The sequence below is a fragment of the Microcoleus sp. S13_C5 genome, from assembly GCF_036700845.1.
Classification (GTDB): Bacteria; Cyanobacteriota; Cyanobacteriia; order Cyanobacteriales; family Microcoleaceae; genus Microcoleus.
Genome location: NZ_JAUBPR010000014.1, coordinates 1 through 20,915, shown reverse-complemented (window position 1 = coordinate 20,915; position 20,915 = coordinate 1). Strand labels below are relative to the sequence as shown.

Sequence of the window (20,915 nt, the reverse complement as noted above, 5' to 3'; positions counted from 1 at the left end):
AGGAGTCAGGAGCCAGGAGAAAAGAGTCAGAAGGAAGAAGGAAGGAGCCAGAAGAAGTGTTTTTACAAATATGAGATGCTCCCAGTGCGATCGCCCTTATGTCAAACTGTGCTTAATCGAATATGTTTAGCCTGTTTCACGAGTTTACGCTATAGCAACCTTCTCGGCCGTTAAGACATTAATGATTTCTTCCACCCTTAATAGTTAAGCATCCTGAGTCCTGACTGCTGAGTCCTGACTCCTGCTATACTTTCAGCTAATAGTTAAGCATCCTTATCCTGACTCCTGACTCCTGACTCCTGACTCCTGACTCCTCCTATACTTTCAGCAGTGCTAGAGCTTGGTGATCAACTGTGGCGCTTTTAGGACTAAACTACTTTTTATGACGATCGTCCTTTTTATTTAATTTGCACAATGTCTTCAGAAACAAACTCAGCGGCTCAATCTACAACTGGTGCAGATGCGATCGATGTTGCGATCGCCTCTGGAATCGACTTTGACGGTACTCCGATTCCGCAAGCAAAATTAGACCTCTACAAGCAAGTGATGGGATTAGAAGCCGGCAGACAGCGCAGTGGCGTGTCAAATACAATGCGATCGCGCATTGTCCGGATCGGTGTCAAACATCTGCCTCAAAACGAGCTCGATAAAATGCTCGTTGCTGCTGACTTCGCACCGCTGAAAGATAAAGAAGTTGCGTTTTATTACGGTGGAAAGTAAAAATTATCTACCCTTCTAGACAGATGAATAGTCGTCCCCAGATCGGTCAAACTTGGGACAAATCCTAGCAGAGGGTCAGTTTATGAACACTAACGGTAGTACAGTCATCAGCAACCTCGAGTATGATTTGTTAACAGTTTTGCAAAACAAGTCTGAAGCTTTGAAAGCCTACGATAGTTACATGAAAGATGCTCAGGAAATGGGTTCGCAGCCATGTGCTGAGCTGTTTCAAAAATTGCAGCAAGCTGATATGCAGCACGCGCAGGAAATTCGGCAGCACCTTCAAGAGGTAATGCAGAAAGGCAAGATGTAAAGCTGGTGCAACTCGCTCTGCAAGTTATGAGTTAAGTAGTAGCAGCTATGAGTTAAAAAGTTTTGGATTCACAACTGATATTCAATTCCTTAAACTCTCTCTACCGAGCGATAAAAATATCAACATGACCGCTCAACCAATGTCGCTTGCAACTCTTAATTCATAACTAGCAACTCGTGACACCACTTCTTGAAACTTCAGCTATGGGTAGGGACTTAGGCTTTGCTTAAGTCCTTACCTATGTAGCCGTACAAGTTATAAAATCTCCGGTTTCAAAGCTCGTTCCATCAGCGATAAAACAGCTTGTTCAGGAGTAATTTCACCATTTAATAACCGATAAACTTGACGAGAAACAGGCACTTCAATGCCGCGTTGATTAGCCAAATCAATCAATACATTAGTAGTATTGACCCCCTCAGCCGTACTCTGCAATTCGTGCAAAATTTGCTCTAAAGATTTGCCTTCAGCCAATCCGAAACCAACCCGATAATTGCGCGATAAAGGACTGTTGCAAGTAGCGAGCAAATCTCCCAAACCAGACAAACCGTAAAAAGTTTCTGCGCGAGCTCCCAAACGAACTCCCACCCGAATCATTTCCGGCAAAGCGCGAGTCAGCAAAGCAGATTTAGCATTAGTTCCTAATTGTAAACCGTCGCAAACTCCAGCGGCGATCGCAAATACATTTTTCAAAGTTCCACCTAACTCAGTTCCCAGCGGGTCTTCATTCACATAAACTCTAAAAATATCAGAACTGTAAATATTTTGCACTTGCTTGGCCGCCGCTAAATCCAAACTCGCCGCTACCGTTGCAGCCGGCAATCCTTGCTGAATTTCCTCGGAAAGATTAGGGCCCGAAAGTACCACAATTGAATTGTTAGGAAAGGCATTTTGCCAAATTTGAGATGGAGTGCGCGTACTCGCGGGGTCTAAACCTTTGGTGACGGTAACTAGAATTGTACTGGGACTTAACTCTAAAGCCAAAAGTCGATCGACCGTTGCTCCAACTCCTTTCATCGAAACTGCCGAAACAACAACATCCGCACCTGTTATAACTGATTCTAGATTAACAGAACTGCTGCGCGACCACAAATTAACTCGAGATCCTTTTTTGTCTCCCAGATTTGCCAGTGCCGAACCCCAAGCACCTCCGCCTAATATTGTCAAGCTTGGCATAGAATTTAGTTTGATGAATTTAACCGCAGATTAACACAGATAAATCACAGATAAATCATAGAAATCAATCTGTGTTAATCCGCGTGCATCTGCGGTTAAAAAATCCTCACCCTACAACCGCGGACGCAATCCATAATGACGGTAACGCCAATAATCTCGTAAAATGCGATCGTGATCGAAACATAATTGATGGGGAATCTGCCAAGATTCAAAAATCTGTAAATTTTTAGCATCGTCGGCAGCTTGAGGTTCACCCGTTGCGGAAGCCAAGAATACAATACTGATAGTGTGTTTGCGGGCGTCGCGATTTGGGTCAGAATAAACGTAAAATTGCTCGATTAATTCTACATTCAAGCTGGTTTCTTCTAAAGCTTCGCGTTTTGCCGCCGTTTCTACCGCTTCCCCGTAATCCACAAAGCCACCGGGAATTGCCCAGCCGTAGGGAATATTGCGGCGTTCGATGAGTATGATCGGGCGATGGGGTCGATCGGCTAATTCGATGATAATATCAACTGTAGGAGCGGGATTTCGATAAGTCATACCATTTTAGATTAAAGAATGGAAGAATTTAGCATCGTTGCAGTTTAACTGTGGAACGGGCCCCCGAGCCGGTTGCAGTTTAGCTGCAAAATGTGCGATCGACCTCACCTACAGTTCTACAATATACTTGCATATAATGTACGGATTGCGATCGCAGACAAAAAAGAGAGATTGAAAGTATGCCTAAGTGGCTGGGAAAAGTTTTAGGTATCGGTGCGGGTACAATCCTCCTCCTCGGTGCGACTGGATACTGGTATGTTTTTATTGCCGGAGCACCTCAGTTAGATCCTCCGAAAGTAGTAGCTGATGCTGACTTAAATTTTCAAATCAAAACATATAAAAGTGCCGCTATGAATTCAGAGCGCACCTACGGCTTAATTTTGCCACCTGGGTACGCAAAAAATCCTAAACAGCGCTATGCAGTAATTTTTTTGCTGCACGGCGGGCACGGAGACGCGCGCGCTTATCAGGACAAAGCTGCTGTTACTTCTGTGCTTCACGATTTATATAAAAGCAAAAGATTGCCGCCATCAATTGTAATTACTCCTGACGGGAACGACAAGCGGGGTACGAGTCCTTTGTGGGACCCGCAGTATTTTGACGGGCCCAATGGTAAGGTGGGAAGCGCGATCGGCTCCGAGTTAGTGTCCATCGTAAAATCGCGCTACAGAACGCTGGAAGACCCCAAATTCTGGGCAATGGGAGGACAATCTTCGGGGGGTTGGGGAGCTTTTAATATCGGTTTGCGCTACTTGAATAATTTTAATATTCTGTTCAGCCACAGCGGTTATTTTACAGATCAAAGCGGCAAGGCTAACAGTCCTAAATATTTAGTGGACAAACTTTCTGTTAAAGATAAACAGCGGTTGCGCGCTTATTTGGATGCCGGGGAAGCAGACGAAAAATTTCTGATTTCCACTCAACAGTTTCACGAGCAATTAAATAGTTTGGGTATAGCCAACGAGTTTAACAAATTTCCGGGAGGACACGGGATTGTGGGCCCCGATGTCGGTTGGAATTATTGGCACAAGCATTTAACCGATTCTTTGAGCTATGTTGGAAAACAGTTTAAGATATCACTGGCAACACAGAAAAATTAGAAAGGTCAACAGTGTTACCCCAAAAAACTAGGATTGGACTCTGGACTGCATCATTTTTAACCGGATTGGTAGGAGTTATTAACCTGCTGTCTGCTGTAACTCCCAGTTTACCTGCTCGCCGAAATTGGTTGGAGCCGTTTTTCCCTTTTCCCGTGCGTGCGGGCGGCCATTTTTTTGCAGCAGTTATCGGATTTATGCTGCTAACTCTGGCAACTAATTTGTTGCGGCGCAAGCGGATTGCTTGGTTGCTGACGGTGGGATTGTTAATCATTTCTATTGTAATTCATTTAGTCAAGGGATTGGATGTTGAAGAAAGCTTGCTTTCTGGGGTGCTGCTGTTTCAGTTGTTGGTGATGCGGAAGAGGTTTACTGCTAAATCCGATCGCCCTTCCATTGCTCAAGGAATCCGGGTTTTGCTGGGGGCTTTGCTGTTTACGCTGGCTTACGGGACGGCAGGTTTTTATATTTTAGACAGGGGTTTTGAAGTTAACGAACAAGCGGTTAATTTTGATTGGGACACAGCTTTGTTCCAGACTTTTGCCATGTTTTTTACGGCGGACAATGCCGGGTTAGTTCCGAAAACTCGGTTTGCTAACTTTTTTGCGGATTCGATTTATGCTGTAGGTACGGTAACGCTTGGTTACGCACTTTTAATGCTGCTGCGGCCGGTGCTGCTGCGAAATTCGGCAAGTATTTCGGAACGGAATAAAGCTCAAGAAGTTGTAGCAAAATACGGGCGGACAACGCTAGCGAGACTGGCGTTGCTGCCGGATAAATCTTATTATTTTAGTCCTTCGGGAAAAAGTACGATCGCCTATGTGTCGAAAGGTAGAGGTGCGATTGCTTTGGGAGACCCCATCGGGCCTGCAGAAGACCGCAAAGAAGCAATTCTCGGGTTTCAAGAATTTTGCGATCGCAATGATTGGTATCCAGCATTTTATCAAACTTTGCCCCAGGATATAGAAATGTATTCTACTCTCGGTTTTCGAGTGGTGCAAATTGGCGAAGAAGCTATTGTCAATCTCAAAACTTTTACTCTCAAAGGTAAGAGCAATCAAAACTTGAGAACTGCTATCAACAGACTTACAAAAGCCGGCCATCAAATCGAATTTTACCAACCTCCTCTAAGTTCCGAATTGATGCGGCAAATGAAACTCGTGAGCGACGAGTGGCTGCAAATGGTTCAGGGTGCGGAAAAAAAGTTTTCGGTGGGTTGGTTTGACGAGGCATATTTGCGGGAAACTCGCGCCGTAGCCATCCACACTCCCGATGGTAGAATTAGTGCTTTTGCTAATATGATATCGGCGGAAAATGGGGTAGTTGGAGTTGATTTAATGCGGCGCCGCACACAAGTGGAAAATGGCACGATGGAGTGTTTGTTTGCTTCGATGTTGCAGCATTGTCAAGAATTGGGATATGAAGAATTTGATTTGGGTTTGTCGGCTTTGGCGGGAGTCGGAGAAGCTGAGAAATGTGGGCGGTTGGAAAAGGTTTTGATTTATCTTTCGGATCACTTGAGCAAGTTTTATAATTTTAAGGGATTGCACAGTTTTAAAGATAAGTTTGGGCCGCGGTGGGAACCGCGTTATTTTGTTTATCCGAGTTTGGGAAGTTTGCCGGATGTTGTGGTTGGTTTGATTCGGGCCGATTCGGGCGATCGACTTTGGGATTATTTGCGCCCGGGAGGGTAGGCAACGAGCAATGTTGACAGGTTCCCAGGATCTGTCTGGGAACCCATATCTAGAGGCTCTGCCTCAACTGGAAAATGGAGGCAGAGCCTCCGGATCTGCGTTACCATCCAGCCTGGTAACGAGTAAATATCCACGGGTAGAGACACGACTTGCTTTTCGTTACATCCGTTGCCGAACTTCCTCCCTATGCCAACCCCCGAATTAGTACGCGCTGCTTTTGCAAAACCTCTGAGTACAGCTTTTCCAACTCAGTAATATTCTGACTGAGAGTGTACCGCTCCATCGCCCGTTGGCGTGCTTTTTGACCCAGCAGCGATCCGAACTCAGGATGGTCGCAAAACAGCGGCAGCAAGGTTTGCAACTGACTCCGTACCCGCTGAGTGTTCAAAACTATCCCCGCCCCTTCCTCCAAGGCCTCGCCGTCAGCACCGGCATCCGTGGCCAAACAAGCCAAACCGCAGGCCATCGCTTCCAGCAGCGACAGGGACAGTCCCTCCACCAAAGAAGGCAAAATAAATACGTCTGCACCCCGCAGAATTTCGATCCGGCGTTCCTCCTCGGCGACAAATCCGAGCCACACAATGCCCTCATCTTCGCCGTAAGACAGTTGCAGCGACGCGGCTAGGGGCCCGTCGCCTACGATCGCCAACACGTTCCCCCGGCCGAAATTGCACTGTTTCCAGGCCTTGAGCAGGGCCTCGACATTTTTCTCAGGGGCAATGCGGCCTTGGTAAACAAAAATTCGATCGGCCTTTAATTCTGACTTCAACCCCGAAGGCCCTGGAGAATACTTCACCGCGTCTACTCCGTTGGGAATCACGGCCACCCGTTCCTGCGGCACTCCCAACTTCACCAATATATCCCGCTGAATTTGAGAAAAAACGATCGTCGAGTCGTAGTTAGCCAAAAACGGAGCATAAAGTTGATACATCAGGTGTTGGGTTCCCGATGTCAAATTGCGTAATTTGCGATCGAACGGCGGGTGAAAAGTCGCCACCAGAGGCAAATTCAATTCTTGACAAATTTCCGGTAGCAAAAAGTCTAGAGGCGAAAGCGTTAGGGAAGCGTGAACAACATCGGGTTTGAGCCGCCGCAGAGATTTCATCAGCACTGTGCGGGACTTGAGAGTGGGAATCGTATAAATTTGCGATTTGTAATGACAGGGTAAAGAGACTTCGTTGCAACTGGCGGACGAAAGCGAATTGGTATATGAGGTTTGAGCAATTCCCTTTCCCCATGAACCATTTGCCATGTTCCACCCCGTATTGTTCCTGTCGAGTGGACCCGCTTCTTGGGCAAAGTGCAGGAAACTAACCTGGTATCCCCGGTCTAATAGTGCGTTGGTGACTTCTCTGGAGTAAGTGACGTTACCGCAAAAAGGTGATTTTTTTCCTAGCCAAGCGATGTGCATTCCAGTAAATCAGAGTTTGTTATTTTTTAGATTCGATCGACTTTGCTATTAGTGCTACGGGAAATATACCAGGTTAAGACACCCCCAGCGATCGCTAATCCTGCTAAAGCCAAAAATACTGTCGGCAAACCCAGAAATGTTTCCGCTACCCCGGCCAAAGCCAACGGTAAACTCAAAGCGATATTAGTGGCATTGTTTTGCAGCCCGAAGACTTTTCCCCGCATTTCTTCTGGAGTTTCTGCTTGAATTGTAGTCTGCATCGGCACTCCCACCAATGAGGCAAATAAACCCAACAGGGTAATGAACAACACCGAGAGCCACAAATGGTGGGTAAATGCAGAGAGGCCCATCAGAGCAAACGCCATGCCGATCGAGCCGATTAAACTCAGTTGGGAGTGAGAAAATTTGTGGCCGAGATAGCCGACTGTCGTCGCCCCACCAGCCATGCCAACGCCCACCGCAGCCAGCAAAAAGCCAAATTGCGACGCTTTCATACCGGGGAGGATTTCTGCCAGTCGCACCGCTAGAACTGCCAAGGCTGCAAAAATGGAAAATAGAATAATTAGTTGAATTAAAGCATTGCGGACTTTCGGTTGATCGTTGATGTAACGCAGGCCGTCTCGCAAATCTGCTAGGGGGTGTGGCGGTTCGTGTTCGGCATCGTTTTTTTCGCCTGTTTTCATCGACAGCAATAGCACTCCGGCGAAGGCGTAACTTCCGCCTACTACTAATTCTTTGCCGATTCCCAGTCCGCCACCGAGGTTGGAAAATAGGGTGTCGGCTAAAGCTAGTAAGGGTTCTCCGACTGCGAAGCCAATAATCACCGACCCCATCATGGTTGTGGTGTAGAGGGAGTTTGCTGATAGCAGGTGGCGGCGTTCCACAATTAGGGGAATCACTGACTGTTCTGCTGGGGCGAAAAATTGAGTTAGAGTCGAGACTAGGAATGTCACTAGCAGCAGCAAGCAGAATCCGAGTGGCAATTGACCGAGTTCCCACCCGTCAGAGAGCCACAGCAGCACGGGCAATGTTAAAACAAAGCCTCCCCGCAGGAGGTTTGTGGCTACCAGCACTGCTTTTTTCGACCACCGATCGACATACACGCCTGCGGCGGCCCCGAACAGCACTGCGGGAATGGTAAAGGCGATCATGATTGCTGATACCCACCTGCTGATGGTTTGATCTGGCGCTTGAAAGCGGCTGGCCACGAGGGCGATCGTCAGCACGAGATAAACTTTATCTGCTAGTTGGGAGAAAACTTGCCCGCTCCACAATGCTAGAAAATTTCGGTTTTTCAGAACTGGCAGAAATCCTGTTTCTTGTTCTGGAGTTTCGCCTACTGCTTCCGAGAACTCTGCTGCTGGCTCTGGTGTGGGAACCGGCGGGATTGCTTCGGGTTGTGGGCTTTTGCCGTTGCTTGACTCTGTTTCGGGAGTTGTGGGATATTTATCCATTTCTGGGTGTTGGACGTTGCTCCATTGTCGATCGGTCAAGGCGGGTTCCGAGCGAAAATCGGGAAAATTTTCTCGTTCTTCCATTTTGTGGTGGGTCACAGCTAAAACAGATATTGTCAAATCAGAATCGGACAGTCGCATCATAGGATTTGGGGTTGCTCGCCTGGGATGGTGGAGGTTGGGGGGATGGGGATTTCAAATTGAGGTGTTAACCCCTAAGTTTATTAATAATCTCGTAACTTTATCTCTATCTATTATCTGATGTCGCAACAACCTTGAAAATTTACCTGAAAAGGCCGGCAGGTTCGGGTATCCCCCAGGCTGGGGGTGCGATGTACCATCACCCGTTCGCCTATGTAACTAAACACTCAAAATTTAAAACTCAAAACTCTCTAGGTAGGTGTCGATCGAGCTTCCCGAGCGAATCGTGCAACCTAAATGATACTGGGCATATTGTCGCAAAATATTTTCTACTGATACCCAAGTTGTTTGATCGGCAATCCCCTCTTCTAGTTCTGGACTAGCCAACTGTTGCAGCGCTGCTAATTCCTTAGCATTTATCTCGAAATTTGTCAAGTGTTTGCTGCTATTCATTTGGCGGGAACGGGAGGCGGATTTGTGCAAGCTACCGATTTCTGAAGAGAGTTCTGCCTCTAAGTTAGCTAGTTCGGACAAGCTGAAGGTTCCCCCAGAGGGTATACTAAACCCGGTTTGCCAGTTCGGATCGGTGAAATTTGGGATGAGCGGCTGTCTGGTGGCGCAGCAAACTTGGACTTGGGGCGCGAGGCCGGCTAAGGCTAGCAGGTGAAAAATGCCGTGGGTGAGGTGGGCGACAAGCACGGCGGCGGATTGGATTTCTGTGCGATCGGACAAACGCTCCAAACGGCTCAAATGTTCGCCCAGCAACCAAAAGAGGTCTTCTTGGGGTTCATCGGAAAGGGCACTGGCGATCGCCAATTCGGCCAGATATTGCGCCGCTGCGAGTTTCCCGAGGTTGCGGCTCAAACCCGGATGGGATTGTACCGTGTCGGCTTGGGTAATTTTGTCGAGAGATCGACCTTGGGCAATTAGCAATTCGTTGACAACAAATAATTCGCTTCTACCGCCAATGGTCGATCGTTGTTTGCGAACACCCGGTGCTACGGCTCGAATTAAGCCGAATTCCCGCGTCAAAATTGTCAGCACTCGATCGGATTCGCCGATGGGCGCACTCTTGAGATTGATTCCAGTTGCTTTGTAAGTTCGAGTCACTCGATTTTAGATTTGAGATTTTAGATTGACTCCACAGTAGCAACAATTACCTTTTGTCTAAATTATCTCGCTGGCGGATTAATTCCGGGCCGCGGGAAGTCCCCAAACGAGTTGCACCAGCGACGATCAAATCTAAAGCTTGTTCGTGAGTGCGAATTCCGCCGGCGGCTTTAATCCCGATCCTGCCCTTAGTAACTTCCTTCAGCAGTCGCACATCATCAACTGTCGCCGCGCCAAAAAAGCCCGTGTTGGTTTTAATGTAGGCGGCACCCGCCTCCATGCAAATCTCAGCCGCTAATTGTTTTTCGGCATCCGAAAGCAGCGAACTTTCGATAATTGCTTTGATTGTGAGATTGGTTTCTTCGCAAATTTGGGCTAATTCCTGGTGGAATTCGTCGATTTTGCCAGCTTTCAGCAATCCTAAATTAACCGAGACATCTAACTCTACCGCTCCATTATCTGCTGCTTCGAGGGCTTCGTAGATCTTCGCAGTTGAAGTCGAAGCACCGGTGGGAAAACCTATGACAGTACAGACTTTCGGGCGCTTGTCGTGCAGCAGCTCAACTGCTTGTCGGACATAGGCGGGATACACGCAAACTGTGACAAAGCCAAATCTCTCTGCTTGTTGGCAGCAGTTTTCTACTTGCTCTGGCGTGGCGGTGGGGTCAATCAGGCCGTAGTCGATAAAGGGGGCAATATCGATGTCTGGCTGGTTTGCAGCCATTGTTTTTTTCTCTCTGAAATAACTACTTTATTATACAAATAAACGGGATGCGGAAAACTTACGTCCCTTTCCGGCGGGAATTTAAGCGGCTAGGAGGACTTCAGTAAGCGAGTGTTCTTTGATATTCTATTTAAGCAATGCTCTCATAAAACTATTGAGAAAAAACCTATGCTCGTTTTTGGTAAAAAGGAAGTGATGACTTTACAGTTAATTGTCTAGCTTACCAAATTTGTATCACTCATCTACTTCTTTCTCTTGGCTTCATCATGGTTCACATAGAGAATACCGAGTTATCTGAACAAAACTCGCTGAACTAACCGATCGGCGATCGCTTCAGGAGGCAGAACTTCAACCGCTGCATTTAGCTGAACTGCCGCTTTGGGCATTCCATATACAACAGAACTTTTCTCATCCTGAGCGATTGTGTGCCATCCCCGCGATCGCAAAAGGCTCATTCCCTCAGCACCGTCTTGTCCCATCCCAGTCAGTAAAACGGCGGTTGCCTTGTGGTTCCAGTATTGGGCAAGACTCTTAAAGAACACATTTACTGATGGGCGGTAGGGATAATCAATCGGTTCTTTTGTGTAATACAGAGTGAAATCAGAACGAAGACTGAGGTGATCGTTTGTACCTGCAACTAACACAATACCTTTCTCCAGCCGATCGCCAATTTTAGCTACTTTCACTGTCAAGGGTGTTTGTTGATTGAGCCAATCCACCAGCCCCGCCGAAAACTGCAGATCGACATGTTGAATAATCGCAATGGCAGCGCCGAAGTTTGCTGGTAGGCGTGAGAGAATGGTTGCTAGAGCTTTGGGACCACCTGTTGAGGAGCCGATCGCCACTAGGGGAGGGAGTAGGCTCGAAGGTGTGGAGAATGAAGTAAATTTTGAAGTTTGGGATTTTGGAGTTGAGGATTGAGATGATTTACCAATTAACTTACTAAGAGTCGCAATTTTTGTCAGTAGCGGTTGGGCAGACTCTGGACTTCCTGAGATTCCTAAGACAGGAGTATTCACTGCATCACGGGCACCATGCCCCATTGCCTCAAAAACCTTCCCGGCATTCTTTCCGACGCTTGCCGTCACAATCAGAATCACACAGGGAGACTGTTTCATGATCTGGCTGGTGGCTTCCACACCGTCCATGATTGGCATGAATAGATCCATCAAAATTAAGTCGGGGGTGTCTTTAGCGCAGTGGGCAACCGCATCTGCACCATCCCGTGCAATCCATGCCACTTCATAACCTGGAACGGTTAGCAGCACTCGCTTGAGGGCTTCCACTGCCATAGCCATATCGTTGACAATCGCAATTCTCATTCTAACTACAGGCATTATTTGATGGTGGATGTATCCACTGTAAATCTTTCCGTAGGGAAATCATAATTTTTAACTTACCCTTCCTTTTTAGCTAACTCTGGTGAAATGGCTATTGCCCAATAAGATCGACGATCGCGTTGACTAATGTGTCGTCATCGAAGCTGCTTTTGGTGATGTAATAGTCTGCCCCAGCTTCCATGCCCAGAATCCGATCGGATTCGCCATCCCGGTATGACACGATAATCACCGGAAGCAACTTGAATTTGGGATGGTCTTTGATTTGTTTGACCAGTTCAATGCCATTCATTCGAGGCATATCGATGTCGCTCAATACAAGGTCGTAATGATTGCTCCGAATGGCTGTCCAACCATCCATTCCGTTTACGGCAACATCCACATCGTAGCCTCGATTTTGCAGCATTTTCCGGGTCATTTCGCGCACAGTAATGGAATCATCCACAACTAAAATGCGTTGGCGAGCGTTGCTTTTTGGTTTTTTGGCTTTGTTGACATCCACAGGTCTCATCTGACCACTGTTGAGCAGGTTGTCAATGGATTGCACCAAATCAGAAACATCCATAATTAAAACAGGCAAGCCATCATCCATTAGAGCAGAGGCACTAATATCCCGAACTTTACCCAAACGGGGATCGAGTGGACGCACCACTAAATCCCGTTCACCTAAGAACTGGTCTATAACCAAGCCATAAGCGTTGGATTGATCGCTGATTGCAACTACACAGATCGCATCGTCGGAGGATAAAGCGTCGGGTAAATCCAGAATATGGCTCGCTGCAATCAACCCGATATTTTGACCATCTTTAGTGAAATATTGGCGACCTTCCACAACATAAATGTCCGATTTGTCGAGTTTGACAATTTGATCCACTCGTCCCAGGGGAAAGGCATAAGGTTCACCAGAAATCTCGACAATTAGCGTCCTGACAACCGAGAGCGTGAGGGGAAGTTGCAAGTGAAAATTAGTACCCTTTCGGAATTGAGATGTGGCGCGAATCGTTCCACCAACCTCTTGCACCATACTTTTGACAATATCTAATCCCACACCGCGTCCTGAAATTTCAGTCACTTGTTCGGCTGTAGAAAATCCAGGTAGAAACAGAAACTCGATGATTTCAGCTTCGGTAAGTTGAGCAGCCGTTTTGGGTGAAGCTAAATTCCGATCGATAATCTTTTGGCGCATCTGCTCGGGATCAATTCCTCTTCCGTCATCGGAAATTGTAATTACCAGCATACCGCCACGATGAAATGATTCTAGACGCACTGTTCCCTCGATAGGTTTGCCTGCTGCCGATCGCTCGTATGGCGGTTCGATTCCGTGATCGACGGCATTGCGAATCATGTGAGTCAGAGGTGCTTCCAGTTTTTTGAGGATGTCACGATCGACCGGGGTTGACTGACCGACAATCTCTAGCTTGACCTGCTTATTCAATCCTCGTGCTAGATCCCGAACCATGCGAGGAAAGCTTTGTACTCCATCAACAAATGGACGCATATGGGAGGCAATCACTTCCCGGTAAAGGCGATCGCTCAAGTTGGTTGTGCGACGAGCATATAGTTCCAGTTCACCCAAGCGATCGGTGAGAGTTTCCCGACATTCTCGTGCTTTACGTCGAGCTGTATCCAGAACTTGCAGGCTTTCTGAATTAGTTGGACTGTTCGCTAACGCAGTATGGATCGTTTCTAGAAGTCTAGAAAGCTCTAATTGACGAGATTTGAGGGCGGTAAAGGTATCAGCAAAGGGTTGCAGCCAATTTGCCTCAACCAGCGATTCACCCGCCAACCCCATAATCCGGTTCAAATTTTCTGCCGAGACTCGGACCACCCGATCTGTTGGGGTGGCGATCTGATCGACCGTGGCAGTTTCCCCCCGTGCGATTTGGCTCATCAGCGCTGGCTTCAAATTTTCTGCCGAGACTCGCACCACCCGATCCGTTGGGGTGGCGATCTGATCGACCGTGGCACTTTCCCCCCGTGCGATTTGGCTCAACGCTGAGTTTTGCTCGACTGGAACCAGGGAGGTCGATCGACGATCGCTAAAATTTGGAGGTAGCACAGCCGCGATCGCGTCATAACAGCTCTCAAACTCTCCAGTTGTTTGGGCCAACCATTCAACTAGATCGACTTCCATTACCTGACTAAGCGCTTGAAGCAAATCAACGCTTTGCAGTAAAACATCAATCTGGTCTGAACCTAACGTGACGCTCTGGTTCTGGGCTGCCACAAAGCAATCCTCCATGCAGTGCGCCAGATTAGTGACGGCATCTAGAGAAACAATGCGAGCAGCACCTTTAATCGAGTGAGCTCCCCGCATCAGCGCTTCCAGTGTCTCATCAGATTGCGGGTTAGCTTCCAAGATCAGTAGTCCCTGAGTCAGCATCGCAACCTGCGTCTCAACTTCCTGACGAAATAGCTCCAGCATAGAATCATCGCTCATGGTCAAAAAACCTTGTGACTTAGGGTGTAAAAGAATAGTTCAGAGTCCAAAAAGTTGATCTTCTTGCCTTGCCAAGTAACGACCCCTTTGGTGTAAGCTTCCGATGCTTTGGAAATGACAACAGGAGCATCTTTGAACTCATTGAGATGGAAGCGGTAAGTTCCATGAACCTCATCCACTGGAAAGACCCACTTATTTTCATTCTTTCCAGCCACAATCATCCGTTGTGGATTAATCGTATTGGAGAAATCTGCTGATTCGGCGACAGGCTCTAAACCGAGTAAGTCTCTGAGCGAAATACAGAGCAGCGTTTCACCGCGAATGTTGATCAACCCCAAAAATACAGAGTTACTGCGATGAGGGACGGTATGAATGGCATAAGGATGAGTCACTTCTTGCAAGATGTTGACTGGCAATGCTAACCGTTCATTACCGAGACGAAAAATGATTATAGAAAGGGTATCTGTGGCCCGAACTAGCGTCCCTTCTCCCACTCCAGTCTGCTGTGTGGAAGCTTCTGACAATATGTCTGTCCATTCTTTAAGATACTCAGGTGGAGCATTACGCTCTAGCAAGCTGCGTCCAGCCGCCGAATAAACCTTGCAGTTGCGGCAGTGAATAACCGTCTTCAGTTCGCCACAGGTGCGATCGCCCATCACCCCAATCTGATTCCAGCAATCGTTCAGTGTGGGATGGTCAAATTCAGAATCGTCTGGTACATATACCGTATTCAAATAATTTTCCATTGTTTAATTTCTCAATTTTCAATTTCTATGCCATCACTTTGAATCGCGCAATCTCTGTCTTTAAGCTATGAGTAGCTTCGTCAAGTTCTTCTAAGGCGTGATTGGTTTCTCGCAACGAGCCTGCTGTCTGCTGAGATGCTTGGCTTAGGTGCTCCATTGCTTCGCTAATTTGTTGCGCTCCCTGAGATTGTTCATCGACGCTCTGACTCACCTGCTCAAAGCGTGGGGTCAATCCCTGCACCTGCTGAATGACTTGGGCAACTTGTTCGCTAATTTTGCTGACATCCTCAACGCTATCAACAACAGACTTCGTAAACTTCTCCATCTCTGTCACTCCGGTAGAAACTGCCGATTGCATCTCCTTAATCATCTGCTCAATTTCGAGAGTGGCAACAGCAGTCTGATCAGCTAAGCGTCGAATTTCCCGTGCCACAACCGAAAAGCCCGCGCCGTATTCTCCGGCTCTCTCGGCTTCCAGTGCTGCATTGAGCGAAAGCAAGTTGGTTTGATCTGCCACAACGGTGATGGTTGTCACGACTCTGCTGATGTTATTGGCTCGTTTGTCCATGATTTCGAGCTTGGAGGAAATTACCTGAGTAGCTTCTAGCAACTGGCGCATCACAGAATCGATGTGGTTCAGATTGTCTTTACTGTTGCCTGCTGCCACTGTTGTCTGTTCAGCCATTGCAGCAACCTGCTCCATTGTTTTCACCAATTCCCTTGATGTCGCGGCAATTTCATGAGCCGTTGCACTCACTTCATTCGTTGAAGCAACCTGTTCTGTAACCGTTGCTTCCAGGTTTCTTCCAGAAGCCGTAATTTGGTCGGCAGAACTGGTGATTTGATTACCTGATTGTTGAATGCGGTTGACTAGCGCATTCAGGTCTTTATTCATGGTGTAAAAGGCATTCTGCAATTGACCAACTTCATCTTCCTGGTCAGCGAGGGAAATTTGGCTGGTTAAGTCTCCTGCTGAAATCTTTTGGGCAATGTCAACTACCCCTGCAATTTTGGCTCCCAAAGGTTTGGCGATCGTGTTACTAAAGAAAATTCCAAATAAGATGGCAGTTCCCGGACCAATCAGGATTGCCACAAATGCCCAGAATCCGACTTGAGAAACATCTTTCGCCGATACACGTTCTGTTTCCGCTGTCACATCCTCATTCATTTTCAACACCTTCAAAAGTGTATTGGTGGCGTCTGTGAAGGGTTGACGGTTTACCTGAACTTGCTTCTCAAGCTCTTTGTAGCCAGCGATCGCCGAACCAGCATTCCCCCCTGAATTTTCAAATAGATTGAAAACTCCCAGTCTCTCGAACTGGAGATTACGCCTCACGAATTCCTCATGGGCTTTCTTCCACGCATCCCACGTATTCAAAAAGTCTTTATATGCCTTCTGTTCACCGTCTGACTTAGGAGCCGCTTCGTACTGCTGAAACCCTTCCTGAATTTGCTTCCAGGCGTTATCCATGCGATCGATCTCTGCCTGCCGCGCATCTTTGTTTAGATTGATATTCAGCAAGCCGCGTTCTGATGATTCGATCTGGGTTTTTCCTTCGTTAATTTTCCACAAGCCGGAGATGCTGGGCACACTATTGCTGGCTAGGGAGTCGATGTGCTTACTCAAGCGAGAGCTGCCGCTCAGACCTACCAGTGCTACAATCAGCACCAAAATCCCCATGAACATGAACGCGAAAATTAGGCGTGCCTGCATGGATAGATTTTTGAACATATCAGGTTTCCCCTTCTAAGCTTCTGTTTTGAGACGGTGCTGCAAGCGCTGAATTCGCTGCTGAATGATTTTTGCCCCTACTGTATCGCCTTGATTTTCCTTCAATAAGGCGAGGTGAACTAACGCTTCATAAGAGCTTGGCTCCAAGTATATAGCACGTTGAAAACATCGCTCTGCTTGGGCATTCTGCTGATGGGCCTGATACAGCTCTCCCAAGAGAGTGTAGGCAACCGCACTCGTTGGATGATCCACAAGATACGAGTTACAAAGGGTGATTGCTTCTGCATCTCGCCCTTCATCCGCTAACTTTTTCACTGTTTGTAAATCAAGAGACGATGTGGGTTCAGGGCTTAAATCCTTTGAACTTGCAGATGGATCGGATGGTTTGATTTGCTCAGTGTCTGGCGCAGAGTAATTTTTCACCCCTAAAGATTGCTTAAGAATGGTTTGAGGAGTTATTAGTTGAGAGGGCATCTGTCTCAGTTGAGCAATATTGAGGGGTGCCTGTTGTAGAAGCGATGGTTTCGACTTTCGATAAGCAAATGTGAAAGGCTGACGGACAGAGGCGTACTCGTCTGCGACAATTTTTCCAGTGTCAGACGCTCCAACAAACAGTAACCCTCCTGGTATGAGTAGGCGATCGATCGCTGCTAATACCTCTGAGCACGTTTCTGATTGCAGGTATATCAACAAGTTGCGGCAGAAGATGATGTCGTATTTCTTTTGAATCAGCGTAAGGGAGGTCATTACATTCCCTTGCTGAAAATTGACGAGCCCTCTAACAGGCTGGCATAGTTCGTAACCCTCCGCCGTTTGCTGAAAGTAGCGATCTCGCCCTGTCCAAGCATCGCCGCGAAAGGAGTTTTTGGTGTAGACTCCGCGCTTGGCCTTTGCCAGGGATCTATGACTAATGTCAATCGCATCGAGCGCGAACTGTTTCGGAAGCAGACCCGCTTCTAGTAGGGCGATCGCCATTGAGTAAGATTCTTCGCCCGTAGAGGATGGAACACTCAGCAGTTGGAGCGTCTTGCGGTTTGGCGACCGCAGCCATTCCGAGGTAACGTAGGTTTTTAGGTAATCAAACGGTTTGCCATCCCGGAAAAACCAGGTCTCTGGTACGATGAGTAATTCGATCAGCTCCTCTAATTCTAAAGCGGAGGTTTGTAACCGTGCCCAATAGCTCTTGAGGTCAGGCAATTTACAGGCGACTCGACGATTCTCGGCTGCTCTGGCAATCCGGTTGGAGCCAATTGTATCGGGGTCTAAGCCTATAGTTTTGCTCAGTAATGTCGCGATCGCAGATAGTATCATCTGTAAGCCTAAGCGGTTTTAAATCGAGAAATTTCTAATCGTAATCCATTTGCTGCCTCATCAAGCTGCACTACAGCACTGTTCGTCTCCCGTAAAGAGTCCACCGTCTGCTGAGATGCTTGACTCAGGTGCCCCATTGCTTCACTAATCTGTTGTGCTCCCATCGATTGCTCCTCAATGCTCTGGCTCACCTGCTCAAAGCGTGGGGTCAATCCTTGCACCTGCTGAATTACCTGAGCAACCTGATCGCTAATCTTGCTGACATCCGCAACGCTATCAACAACAGATTTATTAAACTTATCCATTTCCATTACGCCAGTAGAAACTGCCGACTGCATCTCCTTAATCATCTGGGCAATTTCCAGAGTGGCGACGGCAGTTTGGTCAGCCAATCGGCGGATCTCGCGGGCGACAACCGCAAACCCTGCACCGTATTCTCCAGCTTTTTCTGCCTCAATTGCGGCATTTAAGGACAGCAGGTTGGTCTGATCGGCAACCTTGTTAATGGTTGTCACAACACTGTTAATGTTGTTTGCCTTTTCATTCATCACCCCAAGTTTAGTGGCAATGGAAGTAGTCGCATTTGAAAGTTGGCGCATTACCGTTTCCATCCGGTTTAAGTCATTTTGACTGGCACCAGCAGCAATTGCTGTAGACTGTGCCATCAGCGCCACCTGCTCCATCACCTTGACTAGCTCTCTAGAAGTGGCGGCAATCTCCTGCGAGGTTGCACTCACTTCATTAGTTGAGGCAAGCTGTTCTGCAACAGTAGCTTCTAACTCTTTACCGGCTGCTGCAATCTCTGTGGCGGAAGTGCTGATGAGCACTCCAGATTTTTGCATCTGGAGAATCAGCGAATTGAGCTTTTTAGACATATAGTGAAATGCTGTCATCAACTTGCCAACTTCGCTACCATCGTTGTTTAGCTCAATTGTTTGCTGTAAATTTCCATCAGCAATCTTCTCTGCTGCTTCCACTACCCTTGGAAGCTCTCGTCGGATTGGCACTGCCAGCGCCGCCACCCATAAGGCGCTCGCTACCGTTGCCGCCATCGTCAGCAGCGTTCCCCACAGGATCGCCATAGTCTCAAACTGCTTGGCTTTCTCGGCTTCCTGTAAATTCGCACTTAGTCGGGCTGCCAGAATTTTATGTAACCGAATGTTTGCTTCATTAAGTCTGGCAACACGGGGAATTGAAATTTGTTGTTTCGCCTCATTTAGCTTATCGGCATCGACTAGGGGATAAACAGTTGCTGCAACGCGATCGTATTCATCGCCAATCTCGATGATGGCCCTGACTGCTTCTGCAGCCTCTGAATCGACAACTTTTGCCAATGTCTCCTTGTTCAGAACCATACTTTCTCGCGCGTTAGTATAAGTCCCACGATAGTACTGATCTTTAGGATAAAGAGCATATCCTCGGATACTGGCGATAATCCTAGTGACATCATAAGTATACGCATCTGTATTACTGATGCTCTCAGCGACTTGCTTTGAGTTTGACTGCAATTTGACTAATTGGTCAATCCCCGACCACAGTATGGAGCCGAGCACAATCATGAACAGGAGCGGCACTGAGAAGCCCAGTATGATGCGGGTAGTGATATTGTTCAACATGTAGTTTGGGGGGTGAGAAATTAATACTGGTACGGTGAACGAATTGGAGCAGATTCGATTAAGGGTTTAATCTTTCTGATTTTTCAGCAGATTTTTTTCAGCACTTTTTTTGATTAAGTTTCTTCACCCATCAGCAAGTAAGTATGTCGCTCATCGCTGAAAAGTTGCTCAAGCTGGACACATTGAATTATCCGTTTTTCATCCACAATCGTGCCGCTTAAGTAGGGTGCTTCCTCAACCCGAATGCTGGAATCCCTAATATCTCTGTTTGATATGCTGAGTGTCTCTGTCACTCGCTCTGCCATCAGTCCTAAGTATTGTACCGATTCGTTCGGGCGGGGATATTTGACGATCATGATGCGGGTACTAAGGTGCGATCGACTCGGTGTACCTTGGATCAAATGGCACAAATCGATCACAGGCAAGACAACTCCCCGGTAGTTAAACAAACCGGCGACGTATTCTGGTACGTGCTGCACCTTTCTGAGATTTACTCGTGGAATTACCTCAACAATGTACGAACTGTCGATCGCGTAGAGGTCATTCCCAGCGTAGAAAAGTAGAATTAGCACTTTTAGCACTTTTAATGGTAAGTTCTCAATAGACATCTCCAAAAATGAACCTCAACCCCTTGCCCTGCCTAAGTCGATCTTTAATTTCTGGAGATGTCTATTGAATACGACAAATAAAAGCTCAGAAAGATGATATGGCGTTCAGCACCGCACCTTCTTTCTGGGTTTTTATTTAAGATCTTTGAGCGCTTGATCTTGCCAATAAAACACCGAGTTGAATGCCAATCATTCCCACGATCGCACTGCCAACAAAATAAATTAACAGCATTGTGATATTGCCCTTATCTAAGAAACCTTTCGATTCCAGTCCATAGGTGGAAAAGGTGGTATACGCCCCACAGAAACCAGTTGTAGTCATCAGGCGCAGTTCAGGCGAGATGCTGCGAATATTTTCGAGAGCTATCGTTAAAATATACGCAATCAGAAAACAGCCCGATACATTAATGAAGAATGTACCGTAAAAACCAAAATCTTTTCCAAAAATAGCTTTTGCACCTTCGGTGACATAGTAACGACTCAATGCCCCAAAGATAGCCCCGATTGCCACAGCTAGGGCATTACGTCCTGTTAAAAGATTCATTGCTCTTTACCATGGTTTTACAGAAAAATTACGCTTTGTATGAAAAGTTAGGATTAGCCGTGCTAAAAATTGCACATTCTAACCCTGTTGACTACTTTTGAAGAAAAAGATTGGCGATAGCCGCTCCTAAGTAGTTAAGCAAAATTAATTACATAATTATCTCCAAATTCTTTAAGAATTCTTTCGACAGATGAAACAAGAGAT

Annotated in this window: 18 protein-coding genes; 4 read left to right on the top strand and 14 right to left on the bottom strand. The window is 47.0% G+C overall.

Going from position 1 to position 20,915, the window contains the following annotated elements; genetic code table 11:
- Positions 1-414: 414 nt before the first annotated feature.
- A complete protein-coding gene (locus QUA04_RS06175) occupies positions 415-720 on the top strand; it encodes a small RNA NsiR4-regulated ssr1528 family protein (RefSeq protein ID WP_006635311.1) in 306 nt (101 codons plus the stop codon).
- Between the two features lie 82 nt (positions 721-802).
- Positions 803-1,033, top strand: coding sequence for a hypothetical protein (locus tag QUA04_RS06170; RefSeq protein WP_333254823.1), 231 nt, complete (start codon positions 803-805; stop codon positions 1,031-1,033).
- 255 nt (positions 1,034-1,288) lie between these two features.
- Here QUA04_RS06170 and QUA04_RS06165 read toward each other — a convergent pair whose 3' ends face one another.
- Positions 1,289-2,206 (bottom strand): NAD(P)H-dependent glycerol-3-phosphate dehydrogenase, encoded by a 918-nt coding sequence (locus QUA04_RS06165; RefSeq protein ID WP_333254820.1) that lies wholly within the window; start codon positions 2,204-2,206, stop codon positions 1,289-1,291.
- A 111-nt stretch (positions 2,207-2,317) separates the two neighbouring features.
- Positions 2,318-2,746, bottom strand: coding sequence for an NUDIX hydrolase (locus QUA04_RS06160; RefSeq protein WP_333254818.1), 429 nt, complete (start codon positions 2,744-2,746; stop codon positions 2,318-2,320).
- Positions 2,747-2,925: 179 nt separating this feature from the next.
- On the opposite strand from QUA04_RS06160, the gene QUA04_RS06155 reads away from it, so the two are divergent.
- Both QUA04_RS06155 and QUA04_RS06150 read left to right on the top strand, forming a co-directional pair.
- Entirely contained in the window at positions 2,926-3,846 is a 921-nt protein-coding gene (locus QUA04_RS06155; protein ID WP_333254816.1) for an alpha/beta hydrolase-fold protein, read from the top strand.
- Positions 3,847-3,857: 11 nt separating this feature from the next.
- Positions 3,858-5,537, top strand: coding sequence for a phosphatidylglycerol lysyltransferase domain-containing protein (locus tag QUA04_RS06150; RefSeq protein WP_333254814.1), 1,680 nt, complete (start codon positions 3,858-3,860; stop codon positions 5,535-5,537).
- Between the two features lie 184 nt (positions 5,538-5,721).
- Here the strand turns inward: QUA04_RS06150 and QUA04_RS06145 are convergent, their stop codons facing one another.
- From QUA04_RS06145 to crcB, 12 genes are all read right to left on the bottom strand, one after another.
- On the bottom strand, positions 5,722-6,948 hold the full coding sequence (locus QUA04_RS06145; protein WP_333254811.1) for a glycosyltransferase family 4 protein: 1,227 nt from the start codon (positions 6,946-6,948) through the stop codon (positions 5,722-5,724).
- Between the two features lie 26 nt (positions 6,949-6,974).
- Complete coding sequence (locus QUA04_RS06140) at positions 6,975-8,546, bottom strand: MFS transporter (RefSeq protein WP_333254809.1); 1,572 nt, start codon at positions 8,544-8,546, stop codon at positions 6,975-6,977.
- A 231-nt stretch (positions 8,547-8,777) separates the two neighbouring features.
- A complete protein-coding gene (recO, locus tag QUA04_RS06135; RefSeq protein ID WP_333254807.1) occupies positions 8,778-9,653 on the bottom strand; it encodes a DNA repair protein RecO in 876 nt (291 codons plus the stop codon).
- Between the two features lie 46 nt (positions 9,654-9,699).
- On the bottom strand, positions 9,700-10,377 hold the full coding sequence (gene deoC / locus QUA04_RS06130; RefSeq protein ID WP_333254805.1) for a deoxyribose-phosphate aldolase: 678 nt from the start codon (positions 10,375-10,377) through the stop codon (positions 9,700-9,702).
- A 290-nt stretch (positions 10,378-10,667) separates the two neighbouring features.
- A complete protein-coding gene (locus QUA04_RS06125; protein ID WP_333254803.1) occupies positions 10,668-11,714 on the bottom strand; it encodes a chemotaxis response regulator protein-glutamate methylesterase in 1,047 nt (348 codons plus the stop codon).
- 94 nt (positions 11,715-11,808) lie between these two features.
- Positions 11,809-14,154 carry a hybrid sensor histidine kinase/response regulator gene (locus QUA04_RS06120; RefSeq protein ID WP_333254801.1) on the bottom strand — a complete coding sequence of 782 codons (2,346 nt, stop codon included), beginning with the start codon at positions 14,152-14,154 and terminating at the stop codon, positions 11,809-11,811.
- 2 nt (positions 14,155-14,156) lie between these two features.
- On the bottom strand, positions 14,157-14,546 hold the full coding sequence (locus QUA04_RS29900; RefSeq protein WP_445242292.1) for a chemotaxis protein CheW: 390 nt from the start codon (positions 14,544-14,546) through the stop codon (positions 14,157-14,159).
- A gap of 379 nt (positions 14,547-14,925) precedes the next feature.
- Positions 14,926-16,632, bottom strand: a complete 1,707-nt coding sequence (locus QUA04_RS06110; protein WP_333254797.1) for a methyl-accepting chemotaxis protein — start codon at positions 16,630-16,632, stop codon at positions 14,926-14,928.
- 15 nt (positions 16,633-16,647) lie between these two features.
- The gene (locus QUA04_RS06105; protein WP_333254796.1) at positions 16,648-17,943 is read right to left on the bottom strand and encodes a CheR family methyltransferase; all 1,296 of its coding nucleotides are present in this window, start codon (positions 17,941-17,943) and stop codon (positions 16,648-16,650) included.
- Between the two features lie 8 nt (positions 17,944-17,951).
- Complete coding sequence (locus tag QUA04_RS06100) at positions 17,952-19,298, bottom strand: methyl-accepting chemotaxis protein (RefSeq protein WP_333254794.1); 1,347 nt, start codon at positions 19,296-19,298, stop codon at positions 17,952-17,954.
- A gap of 374 nt (positions 19,299-19,672) precedes the next feature.
- On the bottom strand, positions 19,673-20,131 hold the full coding sequence (locus QUA04_RS06095; RefSeq protein WP_333254792.1) for a chemotaxis protein CheW: 459 nt from the start codon (positions 20,129-20,131) through the stop codon (positions 19,673-19,675).
- A gap of 172 nt (positions 20,132-20,303) precedes the next feature.
- Positions 20,304-20,711 (bottom strand): fluoride efflux transporter CrcB, encoded by a 408-nt coding sequence (gene crcB / locus QUA04_RS06090; RefSeq protein ID WP_333254790.1) that lies wholly within the window; start codon positions 20,709-20,711, stop codon positions 20,304-20,306.
- Positions 20,712-20,915: the final 204 nt, after the last annotated feature.